The 14,561-nt window shown below is 60.8% G+C and carries 10 protein-coding genes and 1 pseudogene; all 11 read right to left on the bottom strand.

Annotated features, from left to right (window positions below):
* Positions 1–1,095 (bottom strand): calcium-binding protein (locus AC1DYW_RS29995; RefSeq protein ID WP_477228601.1); only part of this gene is annotated, 1,095 nt, incomplete at its 3' end.
* A 326-nt stretch (positions 1,096–1,421) separates the two neighbouring features.
* Positions 1,422–3,698, bottom strand: a complete 2,277-nt coding sequence (locus AC1DYW_RS29990) for a beta strand repeat-containing protein (RefSeq protein WP_477228600.1) — start codon at positions 3,696–3,698, stop codon at positions 1,422–1,424.
* Positions 3,699–3,898: 200 nt separating this feature from the next.
* Positions 3,899–4,000, bottom strand: a pseudogene (locus AC1DYW_RS29985) (3-oxoacyl-[acyl-carrier-protein] reductase); the annotation flags it as partial.
* Positions 4,001–4,291: 291 nt separating this feature from the next.
* Positions 4,292–7,282 (bottom strand): beta strand repeat-containing protein, encoded by a 2,991-nt coding sequence (locus tag AC1DYW_RS29980; protein WP_477228599.1) that lies wholly within the window; start codon positions 7,280–7,282, stop codon positions 4,292–4,294.
* Between the two features lie 201 nt (positions 7,283–7,483).
* Positions 7,484–8,254: an SDR family oxidoreductase gene (locus AC1DYW_RS29975; RefSeq protein ID WP_477228598.1), complete on the bottom strand. Its 771-nt coding sequence runs from the start codon at positions 8,252–8,254 to the stop codon at positions 7,484–7,486.
* 13 nt (positions 8,255–8,267) lie between these two features.
* Entirely contained in the window at positions 8,268–9,263 is a 996-nt protein-coding gene (locus tag AC1DYW_RS29970) for an ABC transporter permease (RefSeq protein ID WP_457150898.1), read from the bottom strand.
* Between the two features lie 123 nt (positions 9,264–9,386).
* Positions 9,387–10,427 carry a sugar ABC transporter substrate-binding protein gene (locus AC1DYW_RS29965; protein ID WP_477228597.1) on the bottom strand — a complete coding sequence of 347 codons (1,041 nt, stop codon included), beginning with the start codon at positions 10,425–10,427 and terminating at the stop codon, positions 9,387–9,389.
* A gap of 39 nt (positions 10,428–10,466) precedes the next feature.
* Positions 10,467–11,231, bottom strand: coding sequence for an ATP-binding cassette domain-containing protein (locus AC1DYW_RS29960; protein ID WP_477228596.1), 765 nt, complete (start codon positions 11,229–11,231; stop codon positions 10,467–10,469).
* Positions 11,228–12,394, bottom strand: coding sequence for an ROK family transcriptional regulator (locus AC1DYW_RS29955; RefSeq protein WP_477228595.1), 1,167 nt, complete (start codon positions 12,392–12,394; stop codon positions 11,228–11,230). The genes AC1DYW_RS29960 and AC1DYW_RS29955 overlap by 4 nt, the downstream gene beginning before the upstream one ends.
* Positions 12,395–12,643: 249 nt before the next feature.
* Entirely contained in the window at positions 12,644–13,948 is a 1,305-nt protein-coding gene (locus AC1DYW_RS29950) for a M23 family metallopeptidase (protein WP_477228594.1), read from the bottom strand.
* A gap of 145 nt (positions 13,949–14,093) precedes the next feature.
* Entirely contained in the window at positions 14,094–14,561 is a 468-nt protein-coding gene (locus AC1DYW_RS29945) for a peroxiredoxin (RefSeq protein WP_095085361.1), read from the bottom strand.

Raw genomic sequence — 14,561 nt, 5'->3', positions numbered from 1 at the left:
GACGATATCGCCGGCATTGTCGACGAAGTAGGTGTCGTCGCCCTGCGCTCCGCTCATCGTGTCGGCGCCGCCTTTGCCGTCCAGCAAATTGTCGCCGGAATTGCCGGTCAGCATGTTGGCCAGGCTGTTGCCGGTGGCGTCGATGGAGGCCGCGCTGCGCAGTGCGACGTTCTCGATGTTGCCCGTGAAGTGGTTGCCATCGCCGAGGTTGATCGAGATATAGCCGTTGACGGTATCGGTGCCGTTGGCGCCGGCGGTGCTTTCACTGACGATGTCGCCGGCATCATCGAAATAATAGATGTCGCTGCCTGCACCACCTGCCATGAAATCGGACCCGATGCCCCCGTCAAGCAGATCATTTTGGCCCGAACCAATCAGGTGGTCGCTGCCCGCGGTGCCATTTACGTTGATAGTCTGGTGAGCGCCGCCCCAATTGTCGAACGTCACGCCTGAAAGATCGATATTTGTTCCGTTGACACTCAGCACCTGGGTGTTCGCTGAGTTGCCGACAACCCGATTGATATGGCCCGCGCCGATTTGCTGCGAACCAAAAATGGCCGTAAAATCGAAGCTTATCGAACGCAATATTTCCATCTCAGTGATAGTCGAGGTGGAGAAATCGTAGGCGCTCCCGGCTCCCCCATTGACATCAATGGTGTCGTTACCTGCTCCACCGTCAAAGGTCGAACCAGCGCGGGCTGCATCTGTTGGCTGAAACAAGAAGAAGTCGTCGCCGAAGCCGCCATGGATGATGTCGACGCCACCACGGGTATAGAAGGTATCCATCATGCTCGAACCGGTGACGGTGTCCGCGCCGCTGGTGCCCAGGAAATTAATCATATCGCTTGGAGGACTCCAGCCACTGAAGGTCCATGCCTGCGCCGAAAAACTGCCTCCAGCGATCAGGCGTACATCGAACTCGTCACCATTGCTGCTGCCGTTAATGGCGACCGAATTTGAGATTTTTCCCGGACCAAATTGGCTGGCACTGAAAATTGCCGCAGCAAATCCCGGCCCAGTGAAATTGATAGCAGTAATATTGACAAGATTGTCTGGGGCGTAATCATGTGTTGTGGCGATGTTGAGGACAGACATGTGTTCTCCAAAGCACTGGCGTGGCATCCATGATGGGCGTCACTTTAAAAGTTATTTTGGTATCTAGTGCGATGCGGTCTAAGTGCGCTCTGTATCTGGCCGATGTCGCCGAAAGTTTTCTGACAATATTTCGTGCCGGCAAGGGGCCCCTGCCGTCCGTCCGTATCGAACGTTTTCGCTCTGTTGATCGGCTGGCCTGAAAGCCGGGAATAGCTCGCCATTCCCGCCACGATCAAACGCAATGACGATGATTACGCTTCAGGTTTTTCTGCCGGGAAACCCGTCGCCGCCCCGGCTCACGCCGGGGCGGCCTATTTTTGTTTTACTCACACCACGACGAAATCGGCGTTGGTCAGCGCCAAATTGGCGGCCAGCGTGGCGAAATGGGTGGAGCCGCCAGCGGCACTGCCATTGCTGTCATAATAGAGCCAGCCGGTGTCGGTCTCGTAGATGATGTGATCGGTGCCGTCGGCGGCAAGGCCAGTTGTGTTCTTGACGAACTGGTCCGCTGTCAGCGTGCCGTTGCCGCCAAGCGCCGCGAAAATGGCGTTATCGACCTGGATGGTGTCCTCGGCGACCGAGAAGTCGGTGATGCGGTCGACATTGGTCGAGGCATTGAGCGTCGTGGTGAAGACAAAGGTGTCGTTGCCGGTGCTGCCGGACAGCGTGTCGTTGCCGAGCAGGCCGTTGATGACATTGGCGCCCGAATTGCCGGTGATGACATTGGCGATCGAATTGCCGGTGCCGTTGATGTTGCCGGTGCTTCGCAGCGCCAGGTTCTCCAGTTCCTGACCGGAAAGATTGAAGCTGACATAGGCCTGCACATTGTCGGTGCCCTGGCCGTTGAGCTCGATCACCTTATCACCGGCATTGTCGACGTAGTAGGTGTCGTTGCCGGTGCTGCCGCTCATCGTATCGGCGCCGCCGAGGCCGTCGATGATGTTGTTGCCCGAATTGCCGGTGATGGTGTTGGCAATCGAATTGCCGGTGCCATTGATGGAAGCCCCGCTGCGCAGCGCAAGGTTCTCCAGCTCCTGTCCGGAGAGGTTGAAGCTGACATAGGCCTGGACATTGTCGATGCCCTGGCCGTTGAGCTCGATGACCTGATCGCCTGCATTGTCGACATAGTAGGTGTCGTTTTCGCCACCTCCACGCATGATGTCGGCGCCTGTGCCACCATCCAGAAGATCGGCTCCCCGGCCGCCATTCAACGTGTCGTTTCCGCCTTCGCCGTAAACTGAGTCATTGCCGTAACTCAGGTCGCTTGAACCATCACGCTCATCGCCCCAGAGCGTGTCGTTGCCGTCGTGGCCCATCAGAACATCGTTGCCGCCACGGCCACGCAACTGATTGTCAGCCGCGTTGCCATAAAGCCCGTCGTTGAAAGCGGTTCCACGCGCGTTGTTCACGCCGACCAACGTGTCGTAGCCGATGAAGAGGTTGCTCTCGTCCATGTCGTGGGCAAAGCCGCCCTGCAGGTCGACCAGAACCGCGCCGCCAGCCCCGTTGTAGTTGACCCGGCCTCCCTCCGTGCCGGCCAGGAACCTTACGACATCGTTCCCGGCGCTGAGATAGAAATCCATGTAGCCGCCGAATGTGTTGGTAAAGGAGGCGTCGACGACGAACGTGTCGCCAAAGGCGGTGTCGTCGATGGCGTGAATGCCCGATACGCGATCGACACCACCTTGCCCATCTGCGATGGCAAAACCGATGGCATTCGATCCGGCCGCAAGGCCAGCCCGAGCCTGTGCCGTGAGGTTGGCCACGATGGCAGTCGTCGCGCCCGCATAGAGGAGTTCGACATAGTCGATGTCCGTGTTTCCGGAGGCCTGTGCAATGATCCTGTCATTGCCCTGGTCCCCCGACACCGTAGCGGCAACCGCCGTCAAGGTGTCGTTGCCGTTGCCGCCGCTCAAGAAATCGAAATCGTCCACGGTCGCCGACACGCCGCCATTGATAATATCGGCGCCGTTGTCACCCGCGAGATAGTTGCTGCCGGTTGTGCCGGTGATGGTGTCGGCGAACTGGGTGCCTTCGGCATCCTCGATGCCGGTCAGCGTATCCGTGAAGCCCCAGCCGTCAGTTACAACGCCGGTCGCCAAATTGATCGTGGCACCATGTGTGATGATGCCGCCGCCGTCGACGTCGATTCCATAGTCAAGGCTGTCGTCCCTGTAGGAAACCATATCCTCGCCGGCGCCGCCAATGATGGTGTCGGCGCCGCTTCCCGCGAACACCGTGCCGCCGTTTGATCCCAGATGGATGATGTCGTTGCCCGCCCGGGCAAACACCCAAAAGCCGTCATTTCGCATCGTTATGTTGTCTGCGAAGTGGCTGGCGTTCACCGACTCGACACTGTTGAGCGTGTCGGTGTTGCCGAGGCCGTCGGTGACGACACCAGTCTGCATGTTGATGGTCAGGCCGTTTGAGTAAGTCTCGTAAAAAACGACGTCGATGCCGTCCCCTCCATTCACCTGGTCATTGCCGCCAATCGCCATGCGAATGTAGTCGTCACCGGCCAATGCGTTGATTGTGTCGTTGCCGATCAGGTCTTGAATGTCGGGATTGATATCGTTGCCGACGGTTCCATTGATGACTGCCATTTGATCCTCCCGCTGTATGGTATTCCCCAAGGGCAACTGTATCCGAAGGTTGCATTAGAGTCATCTCATGCAAAGAACGTAGGGTCACCTTGTTCAACGCCAGCGAAGTGCCTCGCAATTCGAGTTCAACAGTATTGTTGGACAACCGCGAAGTTTTTCGAGGAAGCTTTACGGCTTCGGAGCGCCGCAGGGCGCAGCGATCACAGCGGCAGGAGCCGGAAGTCGTTGCCCTCGGGCAGCAGTTGGCCGCCATCGACGACAATGCCGGTGATGTAGCTGGCAGCGTCGGAGGCGAGGAACAGGAGCGGGTCGACCGTCATCGCACACCAGATTTCTTCAATGAAAGCGTGAGGCGCCGACGCTTTCTCCTAAAGCAATTCCAGGAAAAGTGTGAAACGGTTTTCCCGGGAAAAGCGCGTAGCGCTTTCCCTTAGGGAATTGCGTCAAAACAAAGAGTTAGAGCGGTTCGCCGTTTCCGTGAAACGGTGAACTGCTCTGGAGCCAGCAACCGCACCACCCCTGCTGGGAACGGGAGCCCGTCACACAGTCCTGGTGTGACGGGCCCCATGTGGCGGGCTGTTTTCGTTGCCTCCTCACACTACGACGAAATCGGCGTTGGTGAGCGCGAGGTTGGCGGCCACCGTGGCGAAATGGATTGAGCCGCCAGCCGCACTGCCGTTGCTGTCATAGGTGAGCCAGCCGGTGTCGGTCTCGTAGATGATGTGATCGTTGCCGTCTGCGGCAAGGCCGGTGGTGTTCTTGACGAACTGGTCCGCCGTCAGCGTGCCATTGCCGCCAAGCGCTGCAAAGATCGCATTGTCGACCTGGATGGTGTCGTCGGCGACCGAGAAGTCGGTGATGGTATCGACATTGGTCAAGGCGTCGAGCGCTGTATGGAAATGGAAAATGTCGCTGCCAGTTCCGCCGATCAGTGTATCGTTGCCCAGGTGGCCGTCGAGGATGTCGTTGCCCGCGCCGGCAGTCAGGGTGTTGTCATGCTCGCCGCCATATATCTGATCCGCAAACTGCGTACCGGTGACATTTCGGATGGTGGCTACGGTATCCGTATTCCCAAACGAATCCGTTGCGGTATCGGCTGCCAACCCCAATTGCGAGCCGACTCCCCAGAGATTGACGAGGATACCATGTATGGCGCCGCTGCTGACGTCGGTACTGTAGTCGACCGTGTCAAGGCCGGAATTGCCATTGATCGTGTCATTTCCACGTCCACCGATCAGCCTGTCGTCGCCTGAGTTGCCGTTGATGATATCATTTCCGTCTCCGCCAATGAGCGTGTCGTTCCCGTCCTTGCCGCTTATTGTATCGTTGCCGCCTCCACCGATGAGAATGTTGGCGAAACCATCGCCGTTCAATGTGTCGCCACCACTGCCGCCGGTGACGTTCTCGATGTTGCGAATAGTATCTTCCGCGATCCCGCCGATCGTGACTTGAGCGTCAACGAACTTGGTTAGACTTACAGCAACAGCTGAGGTTTGATTGCTGTAGTCGGCCGTGTCGACACCATCTCCACCATCCATAACATCGTTGCCGAGGCCTCCTCTGAAGATGTCGTTGCCGCCGAGGCCCAAAAGTGTATTTACACCACTGTTGCCAGTGATGATGTTGGCAAGGGAATTGCCGGTGCCGTCGATGTTCGCCGATCCAGTCAGCGTCAGGTTTTCCAGGTCCTGGCCTGAGAGATTGAAGGAAATCGCGCTGTTGACCGTGTCAGTGCCCTGACCACTGGCCTCGATCACGTGATCGCCGGCATTGTCGACATAGTAGGTGTCGTTGCCGGTGCTGCCACTCATCGTATCGGCGCCGCCCATTCCGTTGATGATGTTGTTGCCACTGTTGCCGGTGATGCTGTTTGCCAGGCTATTGCCTGTGGCGTTGATCGAGGCACCACCGCGCAGCGCGACGTTCTCGATATTGCCCTTGAAGTGGTTGCCATCGCCAAGGTTGATCGAGACATAGCCATTGACGACATCGGTGCCGTTGGCGCCGGCGGTGCTCTCGTCGACGAGATCGCCGGCATTGTCGACATAGTAGGTGTCGTTGCCGATGCCGCCCTGCATCGTGTCGGCACCACCCTTGCCATCCAGTGTGTCGTTGCCTTCAAGGCCGATCAGCGTGTTGACGCCAGCGTTGCCATTGAGAACGTTGGCGAGGGCATTGCCAGTTCCGTTGATGTTTGCCGCGGTGATCAGCGTCAGGTTTTCCAGGTCCTGGCCTGAGAGATCGAAGGAAATCGCGCTGTTGACCGTGTCAGTGCCCTGACCACTGGCCTCGATCACGTGATCGCCGGCATTGTCGACATAGTAGGTGTCGTTGCCGGTGCTGCCACTCATCGTATCAGCGCCGCCCATTCCGTTGATGATGTTGTTGCCACTGTTGCCGGTGATGATGTTTGCCAGGCTATTGCCTGTGGCGTTGATCGAGGCCCCACTGCGCAGCGCGACGTTCTCGATATTGCCCTTGAAGTGGTTGCCATCGCCAAGGTTGATCGAGATATAGCCATTGACGACATCGGTGCCGTCGGCGCCGGCGGTGCTCTCGTCGACGAGATCGCCGGCATTGTCGACATAGTAGGTGTCGTTGCCGATGCCGCCCTGCATCGTGTCGGCACCTTCCTTGCCGTCCAGCGTGTCGTTGCCGCCAAGGCCAATCAGGATGTTGACACCCGAATTGCCGGTCAGCGCATTGGCCAGGCTGTTGCCTGTGGCGTTGATCGAAGCCGAACTGCGCAGTGCGACGTTCTCGATATTGCCCTTGAAGTGGTTGCCATCGCTGAGGTTGATCGAGATATAGCCATTGACGATATCGGTGCCGTTGGCGCCGGCCGTGCTCTCATCGACGATATCGCCGGCATTGTCGACGAAGTAGGTGTCGTCGCCTGCCCCGCCTTGCATGGTGTCGGCACCTTCCTTGCCGTCCAGCGTGTCATTGCCCTCGTCGCCGGCAAGATAGTTGCTGCCGCTTGTGCCGGTGATGATGTCGGCGAACTGGGTGCCTTCAGCATACTCGATGCTGGTCAGGGTATCCGTGAAGCCCCAGCCGTCAATTACAACGCCGGTCGTCAAATTGATCGTGGCACCATGGGTGATGATGCCGCCGCCATCGACGTCATTTCCATAGTCAAAACCGTCGTCCCTGTAGGAGACCAAATCGTTGCCGGCGCCGCCAATGATGGTGTCGGTGCCGCTTCCCGGCAGTATCATACCGCCGTTTGATCCCAGATGGATGATGTCGTTACCCGCCCGGGCATACGCCCAAAAGCCGTCATTTCGCATCGTGATGTTGTCTGCGAAGTAGCTGGCGTTCACCGCCTCGACACTGTTGAGCGTGTCGGTGTTGCCCAAGCCGTCGGTGACGACACCAGTCTGCATGTTGATGGTCAGGCCATTTGTGTAAGCCTCGTAGACAATGTCATCCTCCCCGTCCCCTCCATTCACCTGGTCATTGCCGCCAATCGCCATGAAAATTAAGTCGTCACCGGCCAATGCGTTGATGGTGTCGTTGCCGACCAGGTCCTGAACGCCGGGATTGATATCGTTGCCGACAGTTCCGTTGATGACAGCCATTTGGTCCTCCCGTTGTTTGGCATTTCCCCAACGGAAACTGTATCCTACGGTTGCATTAGAGTCATCTGATATAAAGACGTAGGGTCATCCTGTTCGGCGCCAGCGAAGTGCCTCGCAATTCGAGTTCAACAGTATTGTTGGACAGCGGCCAAGTTTTCCCAGGAAAGCATTACGGCTTCGGAGCGCCGCGGGGCGCAGCGATCAAGGCGGCAGGAGCCGGAAGTCGTTGCCCTCGGGCAGCAATTGTCCGCCATCGACAACAATGGTCGTTCCGGTGATGTAGCTGGCATCGTCGGAGGCGAGGAACAGGAAGGCATTGGCGACGTCGCGCGGGCTGCCAAGCCGGCCGAGCGGGATGGAGTCCTCCATGTTCTTGATGTAGGCCGCGCCGCGATGCAGCTCGATCGCCTCGGTGAGGATGTTGCCGGGCTCGACGCCGTTGACGGTGATGCCGTAGCCGGAGAATTCGAGTGCCGCGGCACGGATGAAGCCGTTGATGCCGGCCTTGCTGGCTGAATAGTGGCCGTGGCCGGGGCTGGTCACATGCGGGCCGGTAATGGAGGAGGTGTACAGCATGCGCCCGTAGTGCTGCGCCTTCATCGGCACCAGGGCGGCGCGGGTGGCATTGAAGGTGCCGCGCAGATTGACCGCCATGACGCGGTCCCAGTCGTCCGCGCTGGTGTTCTCGATCAGCTGCCAGGGATAGATGCCGGCATTCTGCACGACGATGTCGAGGCGGCCATGGTGTTCGAGCGCCAACGCCACCGCGGCCTCGGCCTCGGTCATCAACGAAATGTCGGTGCGGACGAAGGGGACGCCCAGTTCGGCCGCCGTCGCTTGCCCGGCTTCGAGCTCGGTATCGGCGAGCACCAGCTTTGCGCCTTCTTCGGCAAAACGCAGCGCGATGCCCTTGCCGATGCCACGGGCGCTGCCGACGATCAGCGCCACCTTGCCTTCTAGTCGTGCGGTCATGCGAGCCGTCCTGTCATGCCAGTTTTTGACGAATGGTTTGCTTGAAAGCGTCGAGCAGCACGGCGGCCAGCACCAGCAGGCCATGGATCACCTGGGTGAAGTTGGCTGGCAGGCCCATCAGGTTGATCGCCGTGTTGATGGCTGAGAGCAGCAGCACGCCGGCATAGACGCCGGGCAGGGTGCCGACACCGCCTTTCAGGCTGACGCCGCCGATGACGACGGCGGCGAAGGCGTTGAACAAAAGGCCGACACCGAGATTGGCGGTGGCGCCCGAGGTGCGGATCGCCAGCAGCCAGCCGGCAAGGCCGGCAATGGCGCCGGCCAGCACGAAGGCGATGATCAGGTTGCGGTTCACCCGGATGCCGGCGCGGAAGGTCGCCGTCTCGTTACCGCCGATCATCACCAGATGCCGGCCGAACGGTGTCTTGGCCATGATCAGCGAGAAAATGACGAAACAGGCAATCGCGATCCAGGCGGTGAGCGGCAGGCCGACGAGGCGCTGGATGCCGAACCAGCGGATGGCTGGCGCAAGATCCTGCGCCGAACGGCCGCCCGAAATCACCAGCACCAGGCCGCGCACCCAGATGTAGGACGCCAGCGTGATGATGAAGGCGCTCATCTTCACCCGCACCACCAGATAGCCGTTGCAGGCGCCGATGAGGCCGCCGACGGCAACCGCCAGCAGCAGCGAGACCGGAACCATCAGCCATTCCGGATGCAGTTGCACGCCAAGGCCTATGCCCGACGAGCAGAACAGGATTCCGACCGCCATGGCGCTGAGCGCTGCGACGGATTCGACCGACAGGTCCATGTGGCCGGCGATGATGACCAGCGCCAGGCCGATCGACATGACGCCGAGCACGCTCGACGCCTCGATGATGTTGGCGAAGATGCCGAGCTGGAAATAGTTCGGGATGAAGATGGAGAACACCACCAGCACGAACAGCAGCATGAACCAGACGAGGTTGTCGAGGACGAACTCCAGGGCGTGGCGCGTGCGGGGGTTCATGGGCTGATCCGGCTGGCGCATCCCCCTGAAATCAATTCGATTTCCGCAAGGGATCATGCGCGATTGGAATTGCAGAGGATTGGCCCCGGGCCGAGATGGCCCGGAGCGTTTCATGCGACGGGCCTATTCGACGGACTTGATGGCCTCCGTCGACGGCTTCTGATTGCCCCAGAAGGCAGGGTTGTCGACATTTTCCTTGGTGATGGCGGCGCCGGGGATCTTGATGTTCGGGCCCCAGGCTTCCTTGGTCACGGTCGATTTCAAGCCGAGCACGTCGTATTCGCCGGGCTTGATCTCTTCCTTCTTGACGATCTTGTCCATGAACATGGCAACAGCCGCCGCCTGTGCGTAGAGCGGCTGCTCGACTTCGACATTGAGCCAGCCCTTGCGGATCAGGTCGAGGCCGACCGGAGCGCCGTTCGAGCTCATCAGCATGACGTCGCCCGGCTTCTTGCCGGCGGCCTCGAGCGAGGCGACGGCAGCGACCGACAGGTGAGCGGCATGGCTGAAGATCAGGTCGATGTCCGGGTTGGCAAGCATCTGGTCGGCGACGATGGTGCCGGCATTGCTGGCTTCCCATTGCATGGCTGGAAGCGAGATGATCTTGACGTCGGGAAACGCCTTCAGCTTCTCCTCAAAGCCCTTCTGGATGTCGAGCGTATAGGGATCGCCAGGGTCGCCAAGCACCTGCAGGACCTTGCCCTTCACCGCGCCGTTCTTGGCTTTGAGCAGCTTCTCGGCCTGGTCCGCGGCGACGTAGCCGATCTCGACCGTTCCTGCGACCGAGGTGAAGTCGGAGGGCGTCGACGTGATCTGGCGGTCGAACTCGACCACCGGAATGCCGGCGGCGCGTGCGGCTTCGATCGACGGTTTCAGGGCATTGAAATCGACGGCGGCGAGGATGATCGCCGCCGGCTTCAGCGCAATGACGTCGTTCATCTGCGACTGCTGGGCGTCGGTCTTGTTGTCGGCGTTCAGCGCCTTCATCTCATAGCCGACCTGCTTCAGGAACAGCTCCAGGGCGCTCACCGAGCCGGTCTGGAACTCGTCGAGCAGTGTCGGCACCATGTAGTAGACGGTCCCCTTGGACTGGGCGAATGCCGGCGTGAGCGTGGCAAAGGCCAGTGCCAGGATACCGAAGACAGCAAGAAGTATTCGCTTCATGTCGTTCGCTCCTGTTGAGCCGGACCCCTCTTTTGTCCCTCAGCCCGCCGGTCCGGCACCGGCAAGCGTCTCTCCGGTGATCATGTTGATCACCGCATCGGGACTTGTTTTGTTGCGTGCGACATCGCCCGCCACGACGCCCTGCCGGATCACCACGATCCGGTCCGCGACCTGGAAGGCCTGCTGCATGATGTGGGTGATGATGACGACGCCGATGCCCTGGCTCGCCACCTGGCGGATCATGTCGAGACCGCGCCGCGTCTGCTCGACGCCGAGGGCGGCGAACGGTTCGTCGAGCAGCACCAGCTTGCCGCCCCAATGCACGAACCGGTTGAGCTCGATGGCCTGCCGCTGGCCGCCGGAGAGATGCTCGACATTGGTGCGCAGCGAAGGAATGCGCGTGCCCGCGCTAGCCAGTGCCTTCTCGACGACGGCCTCCATCGCGCGCTCATCGAGCACGGGGACGCCAAAAACCTTCCTGGTGATCTCGCGGCCCATGAAAAAATTGGCGACCACGTCGACATTGGTGCACAACGACAGGTCCTGGTAGACGGTTTCGATGCCCGCCGCCTTGGCCTCTGCCGGCGACCTGGCAAGGAACTCCTTGCCCTCGAACAGCATGCGCCCCGAGGTCGGCTCCAGCCCGCCGGCGATGATCTTGACCAGTGTCGATTTGCCGGCGCCGTTGTCGCCCAGCAGCGCCACGACCTCGCCCTTGCCGATCGAGAAGCTGATCCCCTTCAGCGCTTCGATCGCGCCATAGTTCTTGGTGACGTTGTCGAGCAACAGCAGGGGTTCGCTCATGCCGCAATTCCTCCGGTTTTCAGAAGATCGCGCCCGCGTTCGCGTTCAGCCGTGAAGATCTGGCCGAAGCGCGGCGACAGCACCCCGGAAACCGCAAGGGCGGCGGCACCGCGCAACACCGAATGCTGCCCGCCCCGCGCGACCATGAGGCGCGGCGTCGTGCGGTCCTTTCGCGCCGAGACGGAGTTGTGCAGGCCTTCGGTTGAACCGGCCAGCCGTTCGAGCAGGTCGGTGGATGCAAGCCCGCCGAGGATGATCGTTTCAGGGTCGAACAGGTTCTCGATGATGGCGACGGCATTGCGAAAAATCGGGGCGACTTCCACCACCCAATCGGCCTCGCTGCCATTCCAGCGCCGGAGCGCCTCGAGCGACAGGTACCTTTCGAGACAACCGCTGTTGCCGCAGGGGCAAGCCTCGCCACCTGGAACGACGGGAATGTGTCCGACCTCGCCGGCATTTCCCCAGGCGCCGCGCAACACGCTGCCGTCATGAACCATGACGCCGCCCAGGCCGACGCCGAAGTAAAGATAATAGTATTCGGAAAATTGCGCGCCGAGGCCGTAGAGGCGCTCGCCCATGGCGGCCGCCGCCATGTCGGTTTCAAAGAAGGCCGGCAGTCCGGTCGAAGCCGCCAGCCGCTCGCGCAGCACCACGTCCTTCCAGCCGGTCATCGTGGTGGGGCCGACAAAGCTCATGGACTCGACGCCGAACGGGCCGGGCAGGGCGAGGCCGACCCCGAGGACCCGCCCTCCAGCCCGCAATCTGGTCAATTCAACCACCATTGCTCCGATCAGGTCGAAGGCGTGGTCGGGCGTCGCGTTCGGGGCTTCGCGGTACGTGCTCTCGATCACGTCGCCGCTCAGATTGATCAAGGCGGCACTGATGCCGAACGGGGTGATGTGGATACCGACGGCATAGCCCCCCTCGGGATTGATGCGCAGGGTCGCCGGGGGCAGGCCGCGCCCCTTCGGCTCTTCGCGCAGCGACAGGATGTAGCCCTGCTCTTCGAGTTCGCGAACGATGGTCGACACGGTCTGGACGGTGAGCCCGACGCGCCTGGCGATCTCGCCGCGAGCTACTGGCCCCTGCAGGCGGATGGACTCAAGCACGATGCGCCGGTTGTACGGCCGCCCGAACTCCTGATTGGTCCCCCGCAGTGCCATGACGTGCGCCCCTTAGGAGAGCTCAGCTTCGCACCGCTTATTTATTCAGTCAAATGGAATTCAAAAATAATTCGTGCATCCGGTCCTTCGGAACGAGGGCTTGACCAGTGGATGATTTCAGGGGCGCGAAACCATCGTCCGGCAGTCAGGCGGCATGGATGGCGTTGCCTCGGCTCGCCGGGTTGCTCGCGAAGCGGGGCAGATAGGAGTTCGGAGGTATTGGGCCAATCAGCTCAGGGCCTGCGCGGCTCAGAGATACTGGGCGACCCTCTTGCCGATCGTGAGGAAGCGCAGCGGATCGATGGCTTCGCCATTGTGGCGGACTTCGTAGTGCAGATGCGGGCCGGTCGAGCGGCCGCTGCTACCGGTCTTGCCGATGACGGCGCCGGCATCAAGTTTCTCGCCCACGGTCACGTCGATTTCGCTGAGATGCCCATAGCGCGTCGCAAAACCATTGCCGTGGTCGACCTCGACCATGCGGCCATAGCCACCGTTCCAGCCTGCCTTGGTGACGACGCCGGGCGCGGTGACCTTTGCGGCCATGCCGATCGGCGCCCTGAAATCCATTCCGGAATGCAGCGCCGCGGTGCCGAGGATCGGGTCGGTGCGCACGCCGAACGGGCTGGTGACGGAATGGCCCGGAGCCGGGTTGGTCAGCGGCAGCTGGCGCGCTTCCTTCTTGAGATGGTCGAGCGTGTCCAGCGCCTCGTCCAGTTCCTTGACCTTGCTGTCGAACATCATCGAACTGTCGAGCGGGATCAGCGGTCCGCCGACGTCGCTCTCGTTCTTGCCGAAATCGCTGTCTACCGGCAGGCCCGCGGCTTCAAGTGCCTGCGTGATCGCGTCAGCGCTCTTGTAGGCGTTGTCGGCGAGCGTGCTGATGCGGGTCAGTTGATCGCTCTCGATGGATTTCAGCGACTGGTTGATCGACACGAACAGTCGGTCGGCACGATCGGCGGCTGAATCGTTGGGCAGCGGATCGGACCGGGTCGACCACAACGAGAATGGCCGGGTGTCGCCGGCACCGAGATCGGCGCCCAGGCTGGCGACCGCGTAGGTCTGCGCCGGCGACTTGATGCTGCCGGTCACCTCGGCGCGTTTGTCCGGCTTGCCGGCCGCCACCGGATCCTCGGCAGGCGCCGCTCCGACTTCGGTCTCGGCGCGTTCGAGCAGCGGGCCGAGGCGGCCATGACGCTGGCTGAGCTGGCTCTGGCGTTCAAGCAGTTCGCTGACCTTGGTTTCCATCAGCTGCTGGTCGAGCAATTGGCGGCTGGTGATGCGGTCGACCTGGGCGCGAAGCGCCGAAATGCGATCTTCATAGGCCTGCTGCATGCGTGCCTGCCGCGCCGTGGTGGCGCCGATCAGGTCGTCGCGCAGCACCAGATAGGAGGTGGCCAGCAGGTAGCCGATGGCGATGGCCGCCAGCGCCGAGCCGACGAAGGCCGCGAGCCAGGGACGGATCGTGAAGTGCCTGATCTCATTGCCCCGGGCGATGATGATCGTGTGAGGTTCTTTGCGCCTGCCGAAGACTGCTGACTGACCGGTTGCCTTCACGGGACCAAGCTTTCGTTTACGACACCACGACAGCTTGACTACACATTATTAAGGTTAACAAAGCTTTGCGCTGCGGACTTTTCAGTAACGATTGCGCGTCAGGCGGGCATGGGGTTGCGGGCAGTCGGCTGTGCCGACGAAGATCTCAAAGCGCGCGGACAGCCGCGAGCACCTCTTCGGCATGGCCCTTGACCCGGACCTTGCGCCAGATCCTGGCAATCCGCCCGTCGCGGCCGATCAGGAACGTTGCCCGCTCGACACCCATGTATTTGCGGCCATACATCGATTTTTCAACCCACAGATGGTAGGCCTCGATCACCTTGCGCTCCTCGTCGGCGGCGAGGTCGATGGTGAGGCTGTATTTCGATTTGAACTTGTCGTGCTTTTTGACGTTATCAGGCGACAGGCCGATCACCACCGCGCCGGCCTTCTCGAATTCCGGCTTCAGCTGCGAAAAGCTGATTGCCTCTTGCGTGCAGCTTGTTGTGTCGTCCTGCGGATAGAAATAGAGCACAATGGGCTTGCCGGAGGATGCGGCAAGGCTGAGCGATCCGCCGCCGTCCCGCGGCAGGTCGAATTGCGGCGCGATATCGCCTACGTCCAGGTCAGCCAT

This window comes from Mesorhizobium sp. P2_D5 (genome assembly GCF_056404355.1).
The sequence above is the reverse complement of the archived record's forward strand: the minus strand, read 5'-3'. Positions and strand labels throughout refer to the sequence as shown.

Excerpts from the sequence above, each read along its gene's own strand:
- AC1DYW_RS29990 (WP_477228600.1), bottom strand. The coding sequence starts at position 3,698 with ATGGCAGTCATCAATGGAACCGTCGGCAACGATATCAATCCCGACATT.
- AC1DYW_RS29980 (WP_477228599.1), bottom strand. The coding sequence starts at position 7,282 with ATGGCTGTCATCAACGGAACTGTCGGCAACGATATCAATCCCGGCGTT.
- AC1DYW_RS29975 (WP_477228598.1), bottom strand. The coding sequence starts at position 8,254 with ATGACCGCACGACTAGAAGGCAAGGTGGCGCTGATCGTCGGCAGCGCC.
- AC1DYW_RS29970 (WP_457150898.1), bottom strand. The coding sequence starts at position 9,263 with ATGAACCCCCGCACGCGCCACGCCCTGGAGTTCGTCCTCGACAACCTC.
- AC1DYW_RS29965 (WP_477228597.1), bottom strand. The coding sequence starts at position 10,427 with ATGAAGCGAATACTTCTTGCTGTCTTCGGTATCCTGGCACTGGCCTTT.
- AC1DYW_RS29960 (WP_477228596.1), bottom strand. The coding sequence starts at position 11,231 with ATGAGCGAACCCCTGCTGTTGCTCGACAACGTCACCAAGAACTATGGC.
- AC1DYW_RS29955 (WP_477228595.1), bottom strand. The coding sequence starts at position 12,394 with ATGGCACTGCGGGGGACCAATCAGGAGTTCGGGCGGCCGTACAACCGG.
- AC1DYW_RS29945 (WP_095085361.1), bottom strand. The coding sequence starts at position 14,561 with ATGGCTGACCTGGACGTAGGCGATATCGCGCCGCAATTCGACCTGCCG.